Source organism: Flavobacterium sp. Leaf359 (assembly GCF_001423985.1).
Taxonomy (GTDB): domain Bacteria; phylum Bacteroidota; class Bacteroidia; order Flavobacteriales; family Flavobacteriaceae; genus Flavobacterium; species Flavobacterium lindanitolerans.
In genome coordinates this window covers 141607-162120 of sequence record NZ_LMPW01000014.1, presented here as the reverse complement: position 1 = coordinate 162120, position 20514 = coordinate 141607, and the positions used below count along the sequence as shown (strand labels likewise).

General features: G+C 36.1%; 20 protein-coding genes. 8 read left to right on the top strand and 12 right to left on the bottom strand.

Going from position 1 to position 20514, the window contains the following annotated elements; all coding sequences use genetic code 11:
* Window positions 1–44 precede the first annotated feature (44 nt).
* The 6 genes from ASG38_RS15150 to ASG38_RS15125 are packed head-to-tail and all read right to left on the bottom strand — an operon-like array spanning window position 45 to window position 6315.
* Complete coding sequence (locus tag ASG38_RS15150) at window positions 45–1376, bottom strand: DUF58 domain-containing protein (protein ID WP_056072945.1); 1332 nt, start codon at window positions 1374–1376, stop codon at window positions 45–47.
* A 17-nt stretch (window positions 1377–1393) separates the two neighbouring features.
* Window positions 1394–2410: a MoxR family ATPase gene (locus ASG38_RS15145; RefSeq protein WP_056072942.1), complete on the bottom strand. Its 1017-nt coding sequence runs from the start codon at window positions 2408–2410 to the stop codon at window positions 1394–1396.
* A 12-nt stretch (window positions 2411–2422) separates the two neighbouring features.
* The gene (locus tag ASG38_RS15140) at window positions 2423–3643 is read right to left on the bottom strand and encodes a DUF4350 domain-containing protein (protein WP_056072940.1); all 1221 of its coding nucleotides are present in this window, start codon (window positions 3641–3643) and stop codon (window positions 2423–2425) included.
* The gene (locus ASG38_RS15135) at window positions 3643–4404 is read right to left on the bottom strand and encodes a hypothetical protein (protein WP_056073039.1); all 762 of its coding nucleotides are present in this window, start codon (window positions 4402–4404) and stop codon (window positions 3643–3645) included. Before ASG38_RS15135 ends, ASG38_RS15140 begins: the two co-directional genes overlap by 1 nt.
* Window positions 4397–5350: a hypothetical protein gene (locus tag ASG38_RS15130; RefSeq protein ID WP_056072937.1), complete on the bottom strand. Its 954-nt coding sequence runs from the start codon at window positions 5348–5350 to the stop codon at window positions 4397–4399. The genes ASG38_RS15135 and ASG38_RS15130 overlap by 8 nt, the downstream gene beginning before the upstream one ends.
* Window positions 5347–6315, bottom strand: a complete 969-nt coding sequence (locus ASG38_RS15125; RefSeq protein WP_056072934.1) for a stage II sporulation protein M — start codon at window positions 6313–6315, stop codon at window positions 5347–5349. Before ASG38_RS15125 ends, ASG38_RS15130 begins: the two co-directional genes overlap by 4 nt.
* Before the next feature lie 20 nt (window positions 6316–6335).
* On the opposite strand from ASG38_RS15125, the gene ASG38_RS15120 reads away from it, so the two are divergent.
* Both ASG38_RS15120 and ASG38_RS15115 read left to right on the top strand, forming a co-directional pair.
* Window positions 6336–7079 (top strand): RDD family protein, encoded by a 744-nt coding sequence (locus tag ASG38_RS15120; RefSeq protein ID WP_056072931.1) that lies wholly within the window; start codon window positions 6336–6338, stop codon window positions 7077–7079.
* Window positions 7080–7213: 134 nt separating this feature from the next.
* A complete protein-coding gene (locus ASG38_RS15115) occupies window positions 7214–7816 on the top strand; it encodes a trimeric intracellular cation channel family protein (RefSeq protein ID WP_056072929.1) in 603 nt (200 codons plus the stop codon).
* A gap of 1 nt (window position 7817) precedes the next feature.
* Here ASG38_RS15115 and ASG38_RS15110 read toward each other — a convergent pair whose 3' ends face one another.
* Window positions 7818–9629 carry a gliding motility-associated C-terminal domain-containing protein gene (locus ASG38_RS15110; RefSeq protein WP_056072926.1) on the bottom strand — a complete coding sequence of 604 codons (1812 nt, stop codon included), beginning with the start codon at window positions 9627–9629 and terminating at the stop codon, window positions 7818–7820.
* A 133-nt stretch (window positions 9630–9762) separates the two neighbouring features.
* Here ASG38_RS15110 and ASG38_RS15105 point away from each other — a divergent pair, with 133 nt between their 5' ends.
* Both ASG38_RS15105 and ASG38_RS15100 read left to right on the top strand, forming a co-directional pair.
* On the top strand, window positions 9763–10740 hold the full coding sequence (locus tag ASG38_RS15105) for a GNAT family N-acetyltransferase (protein WP_056072923.1): 978 nt from the start codon (window positions 9763–9765) through the stop codon (window positions 10738–10740).
* Window positions 10737–11834 (top strand): DegT/DnrJ/EryC1/StrS aminotransferase family protein, encoded by a 1098-nt coding sequence (locus tag ASG38_RS15100; RefSeq protein WP_056072920.1) that lies wholly within the window; start codon window positions 10737–10739, stop codon window positions 11832–11834. Before ASG38_RS15105 ends, ASG38_RS15100 begins: the two co-directional genes overlap by 4 nt.
* On the opposite strand, the gene ASG38_RS18325 is transcribed toward ASG38_RS15100, so the two are convergent.
* Complete coding sequence (locus ASG38_RS18325; protein WP_235498607.1) at window positions 11831–12010, bottom strand: hypothetical protein; 180 nt, start codon at window positions 12008–12010, stop codon at window positions 11831–11833. The genes ASG38_RS15100 and ASG38_RS18325 overlap by 4 nt on opposite strands.
* On the opposite strand from ASG38_RS18325, the gene ASG38_RS15095 reads away from it, so the two are divergent.
* Entirely contained in the window at window positions 11928–13130 is a 1203-nt protein-coding gene (locus tag ASG38_RS15095; protein ID WP_235498605.1) for an O-antigen translocase, read from the top strand. The two genes, ASG38_RS18325 and ASG38_RS15095, sit on opposite strands and share 83 nt — an antisense overlap.
* A gap of 75 nt (window positions 13131–13205) precedes the next feature.
* Here ASG38_RS15095 and ASG38_RS15090 read toward each other — a convergent pair whose 3' ends face one another.
* Window positions 13206–14870, bottom strand: a complete 1665-nt coding sequence (locus ASG38_RS15090) for a hypothetical protein (RefSeq protein WP_056072914.1) — start codon at window positions 14868–14870, stop codon at window positions 13206–13208.
* Between the two features lie 3 nt (window positions 14871–14873).
* Window positions 14874–16025, bottom strand: a complete 1152-nt coding sequence (locus tag ASG38_RS15085) for a glycosyltransferase (RefSeq protein WP_056072911.1) — start codon at window positions 16023–16025, stop codon at window positions 14874–14876.
* Window positions 16026–16091: 66 nt separating this feature from the next.
* Here ASG38_RS15085 and ASG38_RS15080 point away from each other — a divergent pair, with 66 nt between their 5' ends.
* Both ASG38_RS15080 and ASG38_RS15075 read left to right on the top strand, forming a co-directional pair.
* Window positions 16092–17162: a glycosyltransferase gene (locus ASG38_RS15080; RefSeq protein WP_162239709.1), complete on the top strand. Its 1071-nt coding sequence runs from the start codon at window positions 16092–16094 to the stop codon at window positions 17160–17162.
* Between the two features lie 3 nt (window positions 17163–17165).
* Window positions 17166–17564, top strand: a complete 399-nt coding sequence (locus ASG38_RS15075; protein ID WP_056072905.1) for an FdtA/QdtA family cupin domain-containing protein — start codon at window positions 17166–17168, stop codon at window positions 17562–17564.
* Here the strand turns inward: ASG38_RS15075 and ASG38_RS15070 are convergent.
* On the bottom strand, window positions 17555–18499 hold the full coding sequence (locus ASG38_RS15070; RefSeq protein ID WP_056072902.1) for a glycosyltransferase family A protein: 945 nt from the start codon (window positions 18497–18499) through the stop codon (window positions 17555–17557). The genes ASG38_RS15075 and ASG38_RS15070 overlap by 10 nt on opposite strands.
* 81 nt (window positions 18500–18580) lie before the next feature.
* On the opposite strand from ASG38_RS15070, the gene ASG38_RS15065 reads away from it, so the two are divergent.
* A complete protein-coding gene (locus ASG38_RS15065) occupies window positions 18581–19705 on the top strand; it encodes a hypothetical protein (protein WP_056072899.1) in 1125 nt (374 codons plus the stop codon).
* Here the strand turns inward: ASG38_RS15065 and ASG38_RS15060 are convergent.
* Window positions 19702–20385 (bottom strand): cell division ATP-binding protein FtsE, encoded by a 684-nt coding sequence (locus tag ASG38_RS15060; protein WP_056072895.1) that lies wholly within the window; start codon window positions 20383–20385, stop codon window positions 19702–19704. The two genes, ASG38_RS15065 and ASG38_RS15060, sit on opposite strands and share 4 nt — an antisense overlap.
* Window positions 20386–20514: the final 129 nt, after the last annotated feature.

Genomic DNA, 20514 nt, shown 5'->3' with positions numbered 1-20514 from the left:
AGTCAAAAGTCCTAAATCAAAAATCTTAAATCAAAAATCCCAAATCATAAGATTCCCCTTGCCTTAATCTCCAGATATTTATTAATTGTATCTAAAGTCAGGTTTTCAGGCTGGGTCAATACGGAGTGGATTCCATATTTTTTCAGTTCGTTTACAATCAGTCGTTTTTCAAATGCAAATTTTTCAGCAATTACCTTATCATATACTTCCTGTATAGTGACTGCTTTCGAGTTGATAATATCGTTTAATTCTGTGTTTTGGAAAAATACAACCACCAATAAATGGTTTTTAGCAATTCCTTTCAGGTAAGGAAGTTGGCGGTGCAAACTGTCGAGCGTTTCAAAATTAGTATACAGAATGATTAAACTTCTGTGGTTGATATTTTTCTTTATATCGACATACAAGCGGCTATAGTCGCTTTCAAAGAAATCAGTTTTGACATTGTAAAGATTTTCAAGAATTTGATGCATCTGCGAAGAGCGCCTTTCGGCAGCAACGCGGTTTTCTACTTTTTTAGAAAAGGTAAACATTCCGGCCTTGTCCTGCTTTTTTAAAATGACATTGGACAGAACCAGTGTTGCATTTATGGCATAATCCAACAGGCTGAGTCCGTTAAAGGGCATTTTCATGACACGTCCCTTGTCAATAGCCATATAAATAGACTGCGATTTTTCATCCTGGAATTGGTTGACCATTAAAGCATTTTTCTTGGCGGTCGCTTTCCAGTTCAGCGTACGGATATCATCGCCCTGTACATATTCTTTAATCTGTTCAAATTCCATTGTATGGCCAATTCTCCTGATTTTCTTTACACCATATTGGAATAAATTGTTGGAAAATGCCATCAGGTCATATTTTCGCAATTGAATATACGACGGATAAGTAGGAACCATCTGGTTTTTATTGAATGTAAACCTTCTGGAAACGAGTCTTAGCGGTGAGAATACATAAATGTTCAGATTTCCAAATACATATTCACCTCTTGAAGTTGGACGAAGATAATATTGGATATCGTCCTGTGAGGAGGCCTTGATTCTTCTTTTTATTCCAAAATTGCGAATCTGAAACTGTTCCGGAATTTCGTCTATGATTTTTACGCCAATAGGAAAGGTGTAGTAGTTTCTTATTGTAACTCCAATAGGATTTTCATCTCCGTTTGACAGTTTTTCGGGTGCGATTCGGGTGCCTTCGATTCCATGTTTGGCGCTAAACAAAATCAGTATATCAAGAGCCAGAAAGCCTAAAAGTATCAGCAATAAATAGCTGGCGGCGTTGTAAAGTGCCGGAAAAATAAAGGCAACGCAATACAAGAATCCCACGCCAATCAGCGCGTAAAAAAAGAAATTGTTGATGTATAATTTTTTAAGCAGTTTCAACGGACGTAACTTTTAAATTATCTTGGAATTTCGATGGCTTCGATGACCTGTTTGATGATTTCGATACTGGTGATGCCTTCCATTTCACGTTCCGGAGTTACGATAACTCTATGTTGTAAAACAGGAATAGCGGCTTCTTTAATGTCTTCCGGCGTTACGAAATCTCTTCCGCGGATTGCTGCATATCCTTTTGCAGCGTTTAAGATGGCAATAGAAGCACGAGGCGAAGCACCCAAGTACAGGAAAGCATTTTCACGCGTATTGATAACCAGTTTGGCGATATATTCCAAAAGTTGCGGCTCAACAATAATCTGCTTTACCAAAGATTGATATTTCTGGATTTCTTCTGAAGATAATACTGTTTGGATATTATCCAATTTTCCATGATTTTGTAATTGGTGTTCTTTCTGGATGATAAGGATTTCTTCATCCAGCTTTGGATAGTCAATGTTGATTTTGAACAGGAATCGGTCCAATTGAGCTTCCGGCAGTCGGTAGGTTCCTTCCTGTTCGATAGGGTTTTGGGTTGCAATTACCAGGAACGGTGCTTCCATATCATAAGTAATTCCGTCCATCGTAATTTGACGCTCTTCCATAACCTCAAACAAAGCGGCCTGAGTTTTGGCAGGAGCCCTGTTAATTTCATCAATGAGGACAAGATTGGAGAAAACAGGCCCTTTTTTGAATTCAAATTCTGACTTTTTTAAGTCGTATACAGAAGTTCCCAAAATATCTGATGGCATCAAATCCGGCGTAAACTGAATCCTGCTGAAACCAATGTTTAGGGTTTTGGCAACCAATTTTGCGGTGATTGTTTTGGCAACTCCGGGCACACCTTCCAACAGGACATGTCCGTTTGAAAGAATGGCAACCAAAAGCTGGTCAATCATTTTGTGTTGTCCTACAATGACGCTACTGATTTCTGCCCTGATTTTTTCGATACTCTCCTGTAGCTGGCTCAAATCTATTCGGGATTGAAAATTTACATTCTCAATTGGATTTACATTCGGATTGTGTGCTGTATTTTCTTCCATTTTGTAATTGGATTATGTTTCTTGACTGTTTTTTTCTTTGGCGAGAATTTTCTCAATGGCTGTATTCAAGGCAATCAGGTCGCTTTCAATACTTTGATGGTAACTCTTTCTGCGTTGGTTGATAAGATAGACTACCTTTTGGATGTCTTCTATTTTTTTGCCAGATTTTTGCTGGAGTTTCTTTTCAAAATTTTCATCCAGAACTGTTGTGTCCAACAAATAATCGTTTCTTATTTTTTCGAGGAAATATATGATTTTCTTTTCAATTATGTTATCGTGATTTCCTTCCTGGAAATATAAGTTGCCAATGGTCTTTGTAAAGTCTACAGTAGTGTTTTCCAAAGGTTTTATAATTGGGACGATTCGTTGCTTTCTTTTTGCATTAAATATGAAGAAAACAATCATACCAAGCAAGAAAATATACCATGCCGCTTTTAATGCCGGTTGACTCAGGATATAACGCATTGGGGAACCTGAAACGATTTCTCCCGACTGATTTTTTAAAAGCCAGAATACTTCACCATCGGTATAGCTTAAGACCTTGGCGGCATATTCCGAATGATTGTCTTTTAAAAGATGATAGTTGGTGAATACAACAGGTTGCGTATGCAGATAGAATTCCCCTTTGCCATAAGGTACTTTTATAAAATCGACCAGTTTTTCCTTTGTGTTTTCATGATATCCGAGTACTGTCGTATTTAAAGTGTCAATTTTTTCAAAATAGGAATTTCCGGCACCTACGGAAATATCGTATTTTTTCTTGCCCAAATGCGGGTTGGCCAATGAGGTGAAAATAGTATCCCGACCCATAAATTTTGAAGAATAGCTAAATTTTAGGCTGTCCATCAATTTTTGAGGAAATGATTTTGAACTGATAAAAATTTTATTGCCATGTTGGGCAAAGTATAAAAGTTCTTGTGTTGATTCGTCGTCAATCATATATTGGTCAGAAACAGACAGAATCGTTCCGCGAATAGTATATGTATTTACAAGACTGTCATAATCATATTTTGGTTCAAAATATTGATAGGCAGTCTCTGTAATTCGATTAACTTTTTGTCCGAATAAGGCAGGAGCCTCCTCATTAAAGACATACAACCCGAAAGGGATTTTATCTTTAATGTCATAAGTTGGTGTCCAGTTGATGGGCTTTGGACGGGTCACGTCAATATAAACAATGCCTACCAAAAGCAGTACCAAAAACACGATATATATTTTGATAGTCTTGTTCATTATAAAGTTTTTATTGTTTTTTCAAACGATTGTATTGCTTGAGAGAACGTTTCTTCCCCTAGCTCAAACTCACCATACCAAATATAGTTGTACAGGTAAGAAAGATAGGCAAAGTCGTTTCTGAGCTTTTCGTTTTTTATTTCATAGAGATAGTCAGAATTTGTTTTTTCGATATCCCACTCGATTATTTCTTTTGAAGCGAGTTCTTTCAGAAGCCACAAATAATAATAGCGTATTACCAAACGGTTTTCACCCGATTTTACCGCTTCTTTTATCAGTTTTTCAAAATCTACCAGATGGAGGTTCTTTTCAATTTCGTCATAATGGATGACTTTCTTGTCAGAAGATTTTCCAAATATCCATTGTCCTTCGTCATTCATAATTGCTTTTACGATGAGGTAGATTACAAACAGGATGACAATGACTGCAAGTATTTTTAGGATTAATTCGACGGCAGACATTGAAGCTTCGTCATTGCCCAGGCTGAAAATTTTATTATACCAATAGGCGAGCCACTCCTTGAAACGTTCCCATGCGCTTTTTTCTTTGGATTTTGGTTCATAATCAAAACTGGAATCGCTGTATTTTTCTTTAAAATTGGAAAAAGAACGTTCTTTTATTTTTGTGGAGTCAATAATAATATCTTTTTCAGAAAATTTTGAAGCTACGGTAACCGAATCCGTTTTGGCAACAGAAAGTGAGTCCTGTCCGAAAGTATTCAGGCAGAAGAAAAATAAAAATATGTAAAGCAGCTTATTCAAAATTTGTTCCGATAGTGTCAATTTCACCAAAGGTGGAGTTGTTTTCATCATGTTCTCTTCGGCTATAGTAAATCAAGCCCTGATTGACAATTAGGAGGTTGTTTAATATGTAGTTAGCCAGAATTGCGATGACAAATAATATGGTCATCAGGATTCCAAAAGTGGAGAAGGCATCCTGTGTAGGTGCGGTTGAGCCGCTTTCAATTGAAGAGAAAAGCAGAACCATTGCAATTACATACGGAATCATTGAAAAGATGGTTAGTATAATCTGAATAATCATATACATAAGCATGGTAACGCCCACAATTGGCCAAAACTGTTTTTTTAGATAACTAATGGCATTACCTAGTGAAGTGAAGTAACCATTGTCAGTATTCAGGTAATCAAAGAATGTTAATGTAATCAAACTGGAAATGGCCGGAAGTGCAATTATCATCAACGGTATTCCGATAATAATGAATGAAAGAAACAGCAAGACAATAAATAAGATTGCCACAGCCGGAATTATTACAAATAGGGAAATAATAAAGAATAAGAGAATTTTTCCGGTTTTGTTTTTTAGGCCGTTTATTATATCTCTGGTGTCAAAACTACTTCCTGAATTTTTATCATACAGGTCAAGATAGACAATCGGATAAGCAAAATTCAGTAATGAGAGAAAAAGAGAAAGCAGTATAAATCCGACAAGTGAAGTGATAAACAATCCCAGGTTTTCATTAAAAAGCTTTTCTATAGGATTGTATCCTGTATTGGTATTCTCGAATGTAGAAAAAATAGCCTCAAAATAAATTTTCGATAGAAAATAAATAAAAACCACTAACAGCAGCAGGAAAATCCCGTTGATGACAAAATAGTTTTTAAGGAAATGCTTTCCGTCTTTTTTGAAAAAGGAGAAAGTGTCGTTAAGGTAGTCGTTAAAATTTCTTTTCTTGAATAAGGTTATCATTTGGCGGAGTGTATTTTTTTATTGACTATAAAAGGAAATATGAGGAAATAAAAAGAAATCAAGGATAAGGTAGATAAGATGATAAACACATTCAGCCAGTTAGGCATTTCGAGTGAATAGCGGGTTACAAAGCCTTCCAGGATTCCGGCCCCAATAGTAAAAGGCATTGTTCCTAAAAAGATTTTTAAGCTGTTTTTAAATCCTATTTTAAACGAAGTCATCCGGGAATAGGTCTTTGGGAATAATATCGAAGCACCTAAAATAAATCCGGCAGCAGCTTCAATAACAATGGCAAAAATTTCCATTGAGCCGTGAATCCATATTCCTCTTACACTTTCCCAAAACACGCCCTGTTCATAGAAAAAATATTGAAAAGCACCCAGCATAATACAGTTTTGAATCAGTATGTAAAAAGTTCCAAGTCCTGCAAAAATACCATAGAGAAAACATCTGAGGCCGACATATAAGTTGTTTAGCGTGATTCCAATTGTCATACCCCAATTGCTTCCGTCTTTGTAAATAGCGACGGGGTTGCCATCTTTGATATTTCCCAAAGTTTTATTGACATAATTATCCCCTAAAATAAGCCTTACAAAATCGGGGTCATATTTGGCCGAAACAACACCAATTGCAGTAGTCAGAAAGAAAAGGAGGAATGCATACAGAACATATCTTCGGTATTGGTAAACCAGTAACGGAACTTCTGTAGAAAAAAAGTAGACAAACCTATTGGTTTCTGTTCTTTTTGTCTTGTAAATTTTTTGGTAAATCTGTGCTGCCAGATAGTTAAGATAGACAACGGTCTTGCTTTTAGGATAATAAGTTTGTGCATAAGACAAATCGTTGACCAAATGTATATACAAACTGGCCATTTCATCAGGATTTTTTTTAGCTTTACCGAAAATTGCTTGTTCAAAATCAAGCCATTTTTCTTTATTTTGCTTTATGAATGCAATTTCTCTCATTGGAAGCTAAAATATAAAATATGACACAATTATCTATAAATACGACTCAAAATGTCAATATTAATTTTACGGCGGCTTCAATAGGTGACAGGATTTTGGCTTATCTCCTTGATTTTTTGGTGAAAACGGCTTATGTGATTGTCATATATTCTGTGTTTTTTTACGGTTTGGGAATCAATAAGCTCATGGATAAGATGGATGATTGGTCTCGAATTTCAATATTGGTGCTGTTTTACATGCCGGTTGCTTTTTATTCGCTTCTTTTGGAGAGTCTGCTTGAAGGACAAACATTAGGCAAAAGGCTGCTTAAAATTAAAGTGGTAAAAATAGACGGTTATCAGGCTTCTTTCGGAGACTATCTTATGCGATGGCTTTTTAGAATAATTGATGTCAGTTTTAGCAGTGGTATAGTAGGATTGGTTAGCATAATAGCCAGTGAAAAATCGCAAAGGTTAGGAGATATGGCTGGAGGAACATCGGTTATTACGCTAAAAAATAACATTAATATTAACCATACCATTTTGGAAGAAATTGATGTCAGCTATGTACCCACTTATCCTCTGGTTATAAAATTAAGCGACAACGACGCCCGAATTATTAAAGAAACTTTTAATAGCGCAAGGGCAAACAAAGATTATCATATGATTACGCGATTGAAGACAAAAATCGAAGATGTTACAGGAATCAGAAACCAGTCAGGTAATGATGAAGATTTCATTAAAACGATTTTAAAAGATTATAATTACTATACGCAGAAAATGTAGCGAATAGTTGATAGTGGTTAGTCGAAAGTTGGAAGTCGAAAGTCGAAGGTCAAAAGTCGAAAGTCAAAAATCATAAATCTCACATCATAAATCATAAATCATAAATCCCAAATCCAAAAATTCACAAACTACACATGTTTTATCTTTTAGATATAATTGGAACTATGGCTTTTGCGCTTTCCGGCGCTTTAACGGCAATGAATAAAAGGCTCGACCCTTTTGGAGTTTTTATTATCGCATTTGTGACAGCTGTTGGTGGGGGAACTTTAAGAGATACGCTAATAGGCCGTACTCCTGTGGGATGGATGCGTGATTTGAATTATGTCTACTTTATTATAGCAGGTTATTTCCTCGCCATCATTTTCAGAAAGAAACTCGACAGGCTGCGAACCTCATTGTTTTTGTTTGATACGATAGGATTGGGCGTTTTTACGCTCATCGGACTTGAAAAGGGATTGGATACGAATCTTCATCCGATAATCTGTATTGCTTTGGGAACGATGACGGCTTGTTTTGGAGGTGTAACAAGAGATATTCTTTGTAATGAAATACCCGTAATCTTCAGAAGGGAGATTTATGCCACGATTTGTATTGTTGGCGGGATTTTATTTTTTATCCTCAAACATTGGAATCTGGATAATGACATCCTTTATGTAATTACTTCCTGCGTGATGATTTCGCTACGACTTCTGGCTGTTAAATTCAAATGGTATCTTCCGGCATTAAAGCAAAACTAAATTATCTTGTCAGGTATACATACCCTGTCAGCGGTGTTTTATAATCAGGGTCGTTGAGGTCAAGTACATAATAATAAGTGCCATCCGGAAGGTCATTTCCGCCAATTTGGATGCCTTTGGTTGCCTGGCCATACCAGTTTTCAGTATCGTTATTTCCCGTCCAGACCAAAGTACCCCAACGGTTGTAAATAGAAAGCTTGAAGTTTACAAATATATCTCTCAGTCCTCTTATAAAGAAAAAATCATTCCACCCGTCGTCATTAGCCGTTACGGCGTTATAAACTGTTGGAGGGCAGTTTTTAGTGTCCAGTAAAAAGGAAGTAATGCTGTAGCAGTTTTCATCTTCTATCCTAACAAAGATTTCTTTTGGTGTAGAAGAAGCAACATAATGGTTTGTGTTAGGAATTGGGTTTTGGTTTGCCTGTGCTTCTTCTTGGGAATTAAAAAAATGAACAATATGGTCTGGGTCAACTTTTACAATTTCTTCGTAATGTGAAAAATCGAAAGTGCCTTTTTTTAGCCCTTCATTACAGGCCAATATTTTATCAAGCAGATTAAATTCCGGCGAAACCAGCATAGAAATCGAAACGGAAAATTCATTGTTCATTTCGTCTAATTCGGTCACAATTCCGGTACCGTTTCCGGTATCATCAACTACAAATTTTAAAGTGAAATCATTTGGAATTTCATCAGGTATGGTCAGAAAAATAGTATCGCTATAGCTGCCGCCAATAGGAATTGGCGGAACAGTCAGGGTTTGCTCAATCAGGTTTCCGTCTGCATAAATTGCAATTGGAACTTCGGCCATTAAAGGATTTGTACTGTCAAGATTATATACGGTATAATCAACCATAATCCTTCGCGAATTGCATTCCAGTGCTACATTGTCTATAGAAATAGTGGCATCGGGAAGCTGATTGTTCAGTTTGGTAAGGATAGTGCTTATCATTACAAAATCCTGTTCCGATGTTAGCTGGATTTCTACAGATTCATCATTAATCTGAATGTAATTCTGGATTTCATATACATCCAGGTCCATATTGTACAGGGTTCTGGAATTGGTAAAAGAATTAGTGCCGTTAAATGCATTATTGGCAGGATTTAAGGCATTGCTTAGTATGTGTCCATTGATTTTTAAAGACTCTGTAAATCCTGCGGTAGGCAAATTTACGTCACCTTCCCAGGCAATAAAGCCTATTTTTGAACCGGCATTGTCAATTACATTCAGGCTATTTAGTGTTAATGTCAGGTGATTTTGTGTTCTTGAAACACCTTGCAGACCATCATATACATTGATTTGGTTCAGCGGAAAGCTTTCATTTTTATAAACGATTACAATTGCCCAACCTGCAAAATTCGTACGATTGTTGCAGTAATGGTTCGCATCTAAAAAGGGAGATACATCTAAATCAGACAGGGTATAGTTTCCGTTTCCTGTAGAAAGTATTTGAGAGGTAACATCTGTAAAGGCACAGAAATAGTCAAGGTCGTTCTGGAAGTAGGCGAAGTTTCTTTCAGAAGTAATGGGAACACCATTTAAAACCACGTTCCAGTCGCCGGTTCCCGAACCTGCCCAATACAGATATGCTTTTTCAATCTCGTCGTTAGCTCCCATGTTTAGGGTTGCGGACGAAGAGGTGGTGATGGTGCAAAAATTATTGAGATTGTTCTCGGAGGTGTTTAATGTATTTCCAATGATAGTAAAATCATAACGTCCGTTGAATTGCCTGAATAAAGCTACATCCTGTGCAAAGGCGGCACAGGAAAAAAAGAAAAGGACAACAAAATTTCTAATTTGTAGTTTTAGATTCACCCGATAATCAATTGAAAGATATAAAGATACTATTTATTTACAATAGAGTATGTTAACAAAATAAAATTAGCTTTAACGAATGGTTCAATCATATCTAAAAAATTAGTACTTTTCCAAAGCATAAAAACAAGCCGTGAGAAACTATACTGTCAGGAAATATCAAGCAGAAGACTATCTTAATTGGAATGCTTTTGTGGCTAATGCCAAAAATGCTACCTTTTTGTTCCATAGAGATTTTATGGAATATCATAGTGACAGGTTTCGTGACTATTCCCTTGTGGTTTTAGATGGTGAAAACTGGATTGCGGTGTTGCCGGCAAATGTAGTGGGAGATACCGTTTTCTCGCACCAGGGGCTCACTTATGGAGGTATAGTCTGTGATGTAAAATTGAAACAGTCCATGATGCTCCTTATTGTAAAAAATATAATGCAATATCTTCAAGCTGCTGGAATACAGAAACTCCATTTTAAGATGATGCCGTCTATTTATTTTGACTATCCTTCAGACGAACTTAATTATGCCCTGTTCTTGGCAGATGCAAAACTGACAAGAAGAGACGCCTTATCTGTTATTGATAATTCGAGACCGCATAAGATTTCCCGTGCCAGAAGAGCTTGTGTACGCAGAGGACAACAATTAGGATTGACCATAAAAGAAGAGCCTGATTTCAGGCTATTCTGGGATGAAATTCTTATTCCGAACATTTCTGCAAAACATGATGCCAAACCGGTTCATACGGTTGAAGAAATTGAAAAACTCCATCGCTTATTTCCGGAGAATATCCGACATTTTAATGTGTATTTTGAAGGAAAGATAGTTGCCGGAACTACCATTTTTATTTCTAAAAATGTTGCACATCCTCAATATGTTTCTGGTCAAAATGAAAAAAATGAACTGGGTTCACTTGATTTTCTATACAGCCATTTGATTCTTGAAGTGTTTAAGGATAAAAGATTTTTTGATTTTGGTATTTCAAATGAGGAAAACGGACGAAAACTTAACGAAGGCCTTATTTTCTGGAAAGAGAGTTTTGGTGCCAGGACACTTACGCAAGATTTTTATGAAATCGCTACTTCCAATTATGACAAGCTAGAAAATGTTTTGATATGATAAAATTTCTGGATTTAAAGAAAGTAAATCAGCCTTATGAACAGGCTTTTCAAGATAAGATGAAAACTGTCATGGATAAGGGCTGGTATATTCTAGGTGATGAAATCAAGGCATTTGAAACTAATTTTGCCCACTATTGCGGCACAAAATATTGCATTGGCGTTGGAAACGGACTGGATGCTTTGGTACTGATTCTTAAAGCCTATATACAATTAGGAAAACTCCATAAAGGAGATGAAGTAATCATTCCGGCAAACACCTACATCGCCAGTATTTTGGCTGTGCTTCAGGCAGACCTGATACCCGTGTTGGTTGAACCCGATTTGGAGACGTACAATCTGGACCCTAACACCGTAGAAAAAGCCATTACATCTAAAACAAAAGCGATTCTGCCCGTTCATCTTTACGGACAATTGGCTCCAATGAGCGAAATTAATACGCTGGCAAAACAAAACAATTTGCTTGTGATAGAAGATGCCGCTCAAAGTCATGGTGCTGTTCTGCATTCTAAAAAATCAGGAAACTGGGGCGATGCCGCTGCATTTAGTTTCTATCCGGGAAAGAACCTCGGGGCTTTAGGCGATGCGGGAGCCATCACAACAAACGATGATGCGTTGGCAAAGATGATTTTTGCAATCCGTAATTATGGTTCCGAAAAAAAATATGTCCATGACTATATTGGTATAAATTCACGTCTGGATGAATTACAGGCTGCTTTTTTGAGCGTTAAACTGCCAAATCTGGATACAGAAAATGCGGTAAGGAAAAAAATAGCGGAACGTTATCTGGCAGAAATTAAGAATGATAAGATAAAACTGCCTTTCTTTGATGGTACGCAAAACCATGTTTTTCATCTTTTTGTAATCAGGACTGCAAACAGGGAAGAATTACAGGAATATTTGTCCGCCAATACCATCCAAACCCTGATTCATTACCCAACGCCGCCACACCAGCAAAAAGCACTTTCTTATATGGGTGATTTGTCATTTCCAATTACGGAAAAAATCCATCGTGAGGCTTTAAGTCTACCTATAAGTCCGGTAATGACAGAGGAGGAGGTAAGCTATGTAATTGAAATAATTAATAAATTCTAATTGGTTTCTGTAAAGAAAATAGTAGGGTCTTCGCTATTCAAGGTAACTTCTTTGAACAGTATCAGCGTAATCATAAAGCTTCTGATAGGCATAGTGTCGTCAAAGGTTGTTGCTGTTTTTTTAGGAGCTCCGGGCATGGCCCTGGTAGGCAATATGCGAAACTTTTTTTCGTCCATCGAAACAATAACTACTTTGGGTTTTCAGAACGGAATTGTAAAATATACTGCTGAAAACAAAGATGATGAAGACCGGTTGAAAAGAGTAATTTCTACTGTTTTTATAGCCTTATTAGTGTCTTCTGTACTCTTTGCTCTGGCTCTTTTTATCTTTAGTAATTTTTGGAACAACCAGGTTTTCGGAGAGCGAAATAATTATGATTTTGTCATTTCAATTCTGGCGATTTCTATTCCGTTTTATGTGATGAATGTTTTTTTTACAAGCATTCTGAATGGTTTCGGGAAATTTCATAAGGTAATTTACATTGCTATTTTTGGAAATATCATCGGATTGCTCATTTCCGTGATTCTGATATGGAAGCTGAATATTGCCGGAGCCCTGATTTCGATTGCAGCCACACCTGCACTACTTTTGATAGTTGCCTATTTGTACTTCAGGTCACTGATGAATGTGCGGGAATATATCCATTTCCGTTACTTCGATTTTGACGTTATCAGAAACCTGTCTTCATTTTCATTGATGGCTTTTGTGTCAGGATTCTTTGGTCCGTTGGTTTATCTGAACATAAGAAATAATGTCATTGAAAAGTTAGGAGAAGAACAAGCCGGATACTGGTCTGCAATGGAAAGGATTTCTTCCAACTATCTGTTGTTTATTTCAACATTGCTAACAGTTTATTTCCTTCCAAAACTTATAATGGCTGTCAACAATCACGAAACTAAAAAAGTGTTTTACAGCTACTACAAAACAATTTTGCCGCTTTTTATTTTTGTCGCTGCAATTATTTATATCCTTAGAGACTTTATTGTTAAATTACTGTTTACAAAAGAGTTTTTACCGGTTGAAGACTTATTTCAATGGCAACTTATAGGCGATACCTTCAAAGTAGCTTCGATGATTTTAGGGTATGAATTTTTTGCAAAAAAAATGACATTGGCTTTTATCGTAACAGAACTCATGTCTTTGGGAGTTTTATATGTGTCCAGTATCCTTTTTATTGACTTCTATGGTATTGAAGGTATTGTTAAAGCCAATGCTTTTACGTATGCGTTCTATTTTTTGGTATTGGGAGTTTATTTCAAAATTAAAATGAAGCATCGGTTTTACTGCCAGGATTAAAATATCTAAATAAATTATTTTTTAATTTCGGATTCTAAAATATGCTTCCATTACAATATAAAAAAGGAAGTATTTTTAATGAACTGATTTCCTTGCTATGGTTGGGTATATTTCATTTTTTTCTTGAGTGTTGTAGATGATAAAATGCTCTGTTTCATCTGTCTTTTTGAAATTTCGGTAGATATACATAGCTATTACGCTAAAATCTTCTCTATTCTCAAACATAAATTCTTCACCTTCCAAAAAGCTTTTTTCGAAAAAAATAAAATTTTCCTTTTTTGCAGCAATCTTTAAAATATGTTCAGGATTTCTATTTATCTCATTATTTTTAAGCCAATCAGCAGGTAGTACGCTTTGGGTATTAAAAACGTAATAGGCCATAGGGAAGCTCGGGGTTACAATATAGTTATTGCCGTATTTTTTGATTAAGGATTTAAGGTCGAGCAATTTTTCACCAGTGTCTTTATTGGTCATCAGATACTTTAATTTTGGCGAAACCTCTGTAAGCGAATAATTTAATTCTGAAACGGGTTTTTCTCTATACGGTCTTAGATTTGAAGAGTAGGCCAATACTAAAATGATACTTCCTGTAAAGATAAAAAGCTTTTGGTTGTATACTTTGCCTAATTCTTCTGCAAATAAAATGGTAATTGAAAGGATTATTCCGGTCGAGAAGAAGATAGGGTAATTATAGCCCATGCTTATAGAACAGCTCCAGGCAATCAAAAGCACTAGTAGAATGGGGATGAAATAGTAAAAACGCTTCCAATCTTTTATTATCTTACTGATTACGGCCAAAACAGTTGAAAGCATTGCAATTCTGGAAGCGATTAAAAAATCTCTGAAAAAGCATAAGGAAAAAGAGAAAACGAGTAAAACAATTGACAGGTTTTCTAAATATCCTGGAATCGTCAGGGGTTTCTGTTTTGGGAAGTAAAACAATAAAAAAGCGCATACAATAAGCAAAGGAATAAAAACAGAGATTCTGGGATAAGTAATTATATAATCCAGAAAACCGGAATAAAGAAGATCCTTAAAAAGAGTTTCTCCGGTTGTCTGCTCTAAAAATTCATGTAGCGAAGAGGTATAAGCCACCCACGAGAGGAAAAGCAGTAAAAAAAGAACCAGATACAAAAAGAAAAACAGGCCTTTTTTAATGCCTTGCAAGCAGGTTATAGCAAACAGAAACCCAAAGGGAATCAAATAAAAGGACTGTTTTGTAAGCGAGGATAATACGCAAAAGAGGGCAATTGCCAAGAGCTGAAGGTTGCTTGATTTTTTACTTAAAGAAAGAATATACAATGCAATGACGGAGAAAAACAGACCGTCTGTTGTAGGCCATGGATAGGCGGTAAAGTTTAATAAGGAAATGACAAGACCAAGTATCATTAAAGCCCATTTGTTGAACTTTATTTGCTGCGGATAAAAATTGGTAAAACTTTTGACAGCCAGAACTACCTGTAAAGCAAACAACAAATAGTTTGTGACTTTTATAAAATAAAATTGGCCAATTTCAGGAAGTATTTTAATAAAAATGGCTTGAAAATATAGTGTCGACGGTGGGGCTTTATATACAAAATCTTTATAAACATCCTGTCCGTTAGCAATTCGCCAGGAGTAACCCGGAATATACCCCGTATCCCATGTTTCAAAACCATACCTTGCCGTGAAAAGACAATATACAGCAAGGATAAGAAAGAATAAAAGACGATAGATGCTATTGGCCTGAATTGTTTTCATGAATTAATGGTTAGTTGTATTCCAGCTTTCGGTATATATTTCAGCGATTTTGACAAAATGGTGTTCTTTTTCAATGAATTGGCGAGCCCTTTTTCCAATCAAAGTCAATTCTTCCGGGTTTTCAATCAAAAACGAAAGCTGTTGTACTATAGATTCAACATCAGGCAAAGCATTAATAGCCACAGTATCCGTTAGTTTATAATATTCCTGAAACTCTGTTTCAGCTCCTGTAAAAACAACTTTTCCTAATGCCATTGCTTCTAAAGCATTATAACCCTGGTCGAAAGCATAAATCTGGTCGAGAATAATATGGGCCGAACGTATGTGTTTTTGGTACTCGTCATACGGCAGACTATTGACAATTCTGATTTCGACCTTATTCCCATATTTTAATTCTATTTTGGATAGTGCCTCTAAAAAAACAGAACTTCCTTTTTTGACAGCGCTATACTTGTTGACTCCATGAAAAATAACAATCCTGGATGGGATTTCCATCGGAATAAATTCAAGCTTATCGGTATTTATCGGATTAGGAATGAATGTGAAATCGAATCCTGTCTGTTCCATCGGGATTTTATAATCAAGGTCGGATACTAACAGTCCGTCGCAATTTGTTTGTACAAAATCAAAAAGCTTACGCTGCTCGTTGTTGGTATAATTCAACGTATAATTATAGTACTTTTTGTTGGTGGCTGGATTGTTGAAATAAGGTGTGAGTACAGAATATTTCAAATTATTTTTCAGTAAGACATCAACAATTGGAGTCTCGTCTCCGCAAATCAAAAGAAATTTTTTTGAGTTTTGGGCAAATAGCTTTTCATAAAGCCTTAGCGCCAATTTGGGATAGGTTTCTATAGCATTGGAATTAATCAGCTGAACAACATCATAACCTTTTAGTATTGGCAGTAGTTTTCGAAACCGATAAGCTCTTTCATAGGCTTCAAGGTCCAGCCGAAACAATTTTCGGGTAATCCTGTTACAGAAGCGGAGTAAGGAGTTGGAAGCTACTAATGTTGAAGAAATTGGAAAATCAACAGGATATCTTTTAAAATCATCTCCGGTACCCACAATATGCACTTCATGTCCTAAAGCAGTAAGTCCTTCCTTTAATGAATTGTGTAACCGGCTGAATTCTCCAACGAGTAGAATCCTCATAATTGTTTATATTTGTTTCAAAAATAATTAAAAAAGTAGCAACAGATGCATCAAACCAAAATATGTTTGATAGGAATTACTCTTTCAAATGGTGGCGCGCAAAAGATTCATGCTATTTTGTCAAATTTTTTTTCCAGCAAAAATATAGAGGTACATAATATTGTAATCTTAGATGAGGTGACTTATGATTTCTCGGGAGAATTACTAAATCTGGGCAAACTGAAAGATAAGGGAAACGGGATATGGAATAATCTGAAGCGGTTTCTGATACTGAAAAGATATATCAAAGAGAATAAATTTGATTATATAATCGACGTAAGAACCAGAAACAACCAGATTAAGGAATTCCTGATAACGAAATTTGCTTACAAAGCACCGTATATACCCATGATTCATAGCTATAATACGGATTGGTATTTCCCTAAAAATAATTTTTTAGCAAAAAATATCTTTTCGAATGCCTATGGAATTGTTTGCGTATCGAAAGAAATAGAGGAGAAAGTCAGGAACAAATACGGTTATAAAAATTTGAAAACAATCTATAATCCGCTTGAAATTGATAAAATTGTATCCTTGTCAAAAGAAAGGATAAATTTGAATTTCGAATATGTTTTTGCGGCTGGCCGAATGGTTTTCGATAATAATAAGCAATTTGATAAGCTGATTCGGGCATATGCGGCCTCGAGGCTTCCTTCCCAAAACATCAGGTTAGTATTGCTTGGAGATGGTCCGCAAAAAGAATATTTACAAAACGTAGCACAATCTGAAAAACTTGAAGACAAGGTAGTATTTTTGGATTTCCAGAACAATCCGTTTCAGTATATGAAATCGGCACGATTTGCTATTCTGGCAAGTAAAAATGAAGGATTGCCCAATATTATAACAGAATCATTAGCCTGCGGTGTGCCTGTAGTGGCCTTTGATTGCAAGTCCGGACCGCGAGAATTGATTGAAAATGGCAAAAATGGACTTTTGGTAGAAGACCAGAATTTCGATGCCCTTGTCAAGGCAATGGATGAAATGAATGAAAATGAGACATTACGTGCAACTTGCAGAGAGAATGCCTTTGAAAGCATAGAACGCTTTTCGGTAGAAAAAATAGGTGCCGAATGGCTTGAATATTTAAAAATAAAATAGGTAATGAATATTGAAATTATTGAAATTCCTAAAATAGAAGATTACAGGGGAAACATAGCCGTTATTGAAAATGAGGTTGTTCCTTTTGAAATTAAGCGTGTTTATTACCTGTTCGATGTTCCCAGCAGTTCCTACAGGGGCGGTCACGCACACAAAACATTAATGCAATTATTGATTCCGCTATCAGGAAGTTTTGATGTAATGTTGAGTGACGGTAAGGAAAAACAAGTGGTTACACTTAACAAACCCGATAAAGGACTTCTGATAAAACCAACAACATGGAGAGAATTAGGGAATTTTTCGTCTGGTGCCGTATGCCTTGTTATTGCTTCAGAAGTCTATCAGGAAGAGGACTATATCAGGGAATTCGACCAATTTATAGAATATGTAAATCAGTCATAAATTGACACCAGAATATTTTTGCGCTCAAGATATTTTTTAAAAGCATAGAATTTTCGGGCAACAAAAACAGGCATCGCCATTACCAATTTAGCTTTTAAGGGAATATTGGTCTTGTCAACAGATTGCATATAGAAATTGTAAGTTTTCATATTGCCGGCCAGTTTATGCTGTATGGCAAAAAAAACTCTGTGAAGGTCGAGGTATTTCTTTAATGACGGGTTTTGTTTCTCTTCTTCCTGAAATTCATCCAGTCTCGCATAGGAACGCTTTAGTGTTTTTTCCAACGAAATCCTGTTTTCCGCATCAAGCACGTGTCTGGAGGAAATTTCATTATCAAAAGCCACATCATATTGCAAGGCAAGGCGAATCCATAAATCTGTATCTTCTCCGGCACCTAACGTAATTGTGGTTTTAAATCCTCCAATTTCATTCAAGATGGTTCTTGGAACGGCAACTGCCGAAGTCCAGGCTATCCTGTCAATATAGCTCGACTTAAAAAAATCCTTTACAATTCCCTGCCAAGGATGGGAAGGAATGTCAATATGTTTTGGCTTTATCACTTTGTCAGCATTAAAAAAACGCTCATAGTTGGTGCAGTAAAGGCCACATTCCGGGAACATCTTATACAGATTGGACAATTGCTCTAAATGGTTAGGAAACCAATAATCATCAGCATCAAGGAAAGCAACCAAAGTGCCGGAAGCTTTTGTTATCCCGTAGTTTCGTGCTTTAGAAACGCCTTGGTTTTTTGTAGTAAACAAACGGATTCTGGTATCGCTGATTTCTAAGGCTCTTGCTTCACTATTATCTGTAGAACCGTCATTTACCAGAATAACCTCAAAATCGCTAAACGTTTGCGCTAATAAGCTGCTTAACGTATTTCTAATGCTGTTTTCCTTGTTGTATAAAGGTATGATGACGGAAAAAAAAGGCATTCTTAAAGAAGTTATGAGGTTTTTGTCAAAAGTACTTTTTTTATTGAAATAAGCCTAAAAACTGTATTTTTGTTTTTATCTATGCAGAAAAAAGAACTTCATATAGTTAGCTTTGACAATCCGTTTCCTCCCAATTATGGAGGTGCCATCGAAGTTTTTTATAAGATAAAAGCACTGCATGAGATTGGCTATGCGATTTATCTGCACTGTTTTGTAAATTCTGTGCCTGAACAAAGCCCGGAATTGGACGCCATTGTTTCAGAAGTATATTTCTATAAAAACTCACACAATCCATTTTATTTCTTTTCAAAAACCCCGTTTTCTGTACTTTCCAGAAACAACAGGGAACTTTTAAATAACCTGAAAAAAAATAATGCCCCTATTTTATACGAAGGCCTAAAAACGGCATATTGTTTTGAAGATAACCTATTGAAAAATAGGGTGAAAGTTGTCCGGTTGCATAATCTGGAACAGGACTATTTCAAGGGAATTGCTTTAAGTGAAAACAATCTGATTAAAAAGGCCTTGTATTTTCTGGAAAGCAAAAAGTACGAATCATATGAAAAGAAATTACAACACTTTGACAAGGTTCTGGCGCTTTCCAGGTTTGAAAATGACTATGTCAATTCAAGATTCCACAACTCATCCTATATTCCCGTCTTCCATGGCAATGAAAAAGTTGAAATTATAGAAGGATTTGGCAAATATGCTTTTTATCATGGAGATTTAAGGACTTCCGACAATCGAAAGGTTGTGAAATATCTTATCGAGGTTTTTAAGGATTTGGATTGTAAGCTTGTAATAGCCTCAGGATCAAAAGAAAAAATGGTAAGGAGACTGATTGGAAATACCCAAAATATAGAATTTGTATTTTTAAAAGATTTCGAAATGCTGAAACAGCTTTTGGGCGAGGCACATATTAATCTAATCCTTTCTTTTCAGAGGTCGGGTACCAAGCTTAAATTGCTGAATTCTTTATTCAGGAGCCGTTTCTGTATTATCAATGAGAATATTATTGATGATGAAATCGTCTCGGATTTCTGCATAAAAACAGATTCAAAAGAGAAATTAATTTCACTTATTAATTTCCTGAAATCGCAACCATATTTGGATGGCGAAAAGAAAAAAGCAGTACTGGAAGAATATTTAAATGATAGGACAAATGCCCAAATCTTATCCGGAATTTTAGATAGCCTAAACCGTTAAACTGTTCTTTGAACCACTTCAAAAACAGAACCGCTATCACATTTCAATGTTTTGGAAGGGAATTTCATCAAAAGGGCATAATCGTGTGTTGCCATGATGATTGTCTTTCCGTTTGCATTGATTTTTCGCAATACATCCATAACTTCAACACTGGTTTGCGGATCAAGGTTTCCGGTTGGCTCATCTGCCAGAATAATTTCCGGGTCATTCAGCAAGGCTCTTGCAATCGCAATTCGCTGCTGCTCTCCTCCGGATAGCTGATGCGGCATTTTATTAGCAAAGTTCTTCATGCCCACTTTTTCCAAAACTTCTTCTATCTTAACCTGCATCTCCTGTTTGTCTGTCCAGCCTGTGGCTTTCAAAACAAAAATCATATTTTCCTGTACGTTTCGGTCAGGAAGCAATTTGAAATCCTGGAATACAATACCAATTTTACGTCTCAGGTAAGGAATGTTCTTTTCTTTAAGTGTCGCCAGGTCATAGTCTACAATGCTTCCTTGTCCTTCCGTAAGCGGAAGATCGGCATATAGGGTTTTCATGAAGCTGCTTTTTCCGGAACCGGTTTTTCCAATAATATAAAGGAATTCACCGTGTTTCACTTCAATATTTACGTTCGATAAAATGAGGTTTTTCTCCTGATAGATATTTACGTTTCTTAAAAAAAGCACAGGTTGCGACATAGTAATCTTGTTTATGTTGTAAAAGTAATAAGTTAACGTGCTTTATCAAAATTAAATTGCAAATCGTTGTTTTTAATTTCTGTCAGTTTGTATTCTTTTGAGTTTCAATGTTCCCAAACCGCAATAGCA

What these genes read in the sequence shown, in the direction of transcription:
- ASG38_RS15145 (WP_056072942.1), bottom strand. Translation starts at nt 2,410, where the DNA reads ATGGAAGAAAATACAGCACACAATCCGAATGTAAATCCAATTGAGAAT.
- ASG38_RS15140 (WP_056072940.1), bottom strand. Translation starts at nt 3,643, where the DNA reads ATGAACAAGACTATCAAAATATATATCGTGTTTTTGGTACTGCTTTTG.
- ASG38_RS15130 (WP_056072937.1), bottom strand. Translation starts at nt 5,350, where the DNA reads ATGATAACCTTATTCAAGAAAAGAAATTTTAACGACTACCTTAACGAC.
- ASG38_RS15125 (WP_056072934.1), bottom strand. Translation starts at nt 6,315, where the DNA reads ATGAGAGAAATTGCATTCATAAAGCAAAATAAAGAAAAATGGCTTGAT.
- ASG38_RS15120 (WP_056072931.1), top strand. Translation starts at nt 6,336, where the DNA reads ATGACACAATTATCTATAAATACGACTCAAAATGTCAATATTAATTTT.
- ASG38_RS15115 (WP_056072929.1), top strand. Translation starts at nt 7,214, where the DNA reads ATGTTTTATCTTTTAGATATAATTGGAACTATGGCTTTTGCGCTTTCC.
- ASG38_RS15100 (WP_056072920.1), top strand. Translation starts at nt 10,737, where the DNA reads ATGATAAAATTTCTGGATTTAAAGAAAGTAAATCAGCCTTATGAACAG.
- ASG38_RS18325 (WP_235498607.1), bottom strand. Translation starts at nt 12,010, where the DNA reads ATGGACGAAAAAAAGTTTCGCATATTGCCTACCAGGGCCATGCCCGGA.
- ASG38_RS15090 (WP_056072914.1), bottom strand. Translation starts at nt 14,870, where the DNA reads ATGAAAACAATTCAGGCCAATAGCATCTATCGTCTTTTATTCTTTCTT.
- ASG38_RS15085 (WP_056072911.1), bottom strand. Translation starts at nt 16,025, where the DNA reads ATGAGGATTCTACTCGTTGGAGAATTCAGCCGGTTACACAATTCATTA.
- ASG38_RS15075 (WP_056072905.1), top strand. Translation starts at nt 17,166, where the DNA reads ATGAATATTGAAATTATTGAAATTCCTAAAATAGAAGATTACAGGGGA.
- ASG38_RS15070 (WP_056072902.1), bottom strand. Translation starts at nt 18,499, where the DNA reads ATGCCTTTTTTTTCCGTCATCATACCTTTATACAACAAGGAAAACAGC.
- ASG38_RS15065 (WP_056072899.1), top strand. Translation starts at nt 18,581, where the DNA reads ATGCAGAAAAAAGAACTTCATATAGTTAGCTTTGACAATCCGTTTCCT.
- ASG38_RS15060 (WP_056072895.1), bottom strand. Translation starts at nt 20,385, where the DNA reads ATGTCGCAACCTGTGCTTTTTTTAAGAAACGTAAATATCTATCAGGAG.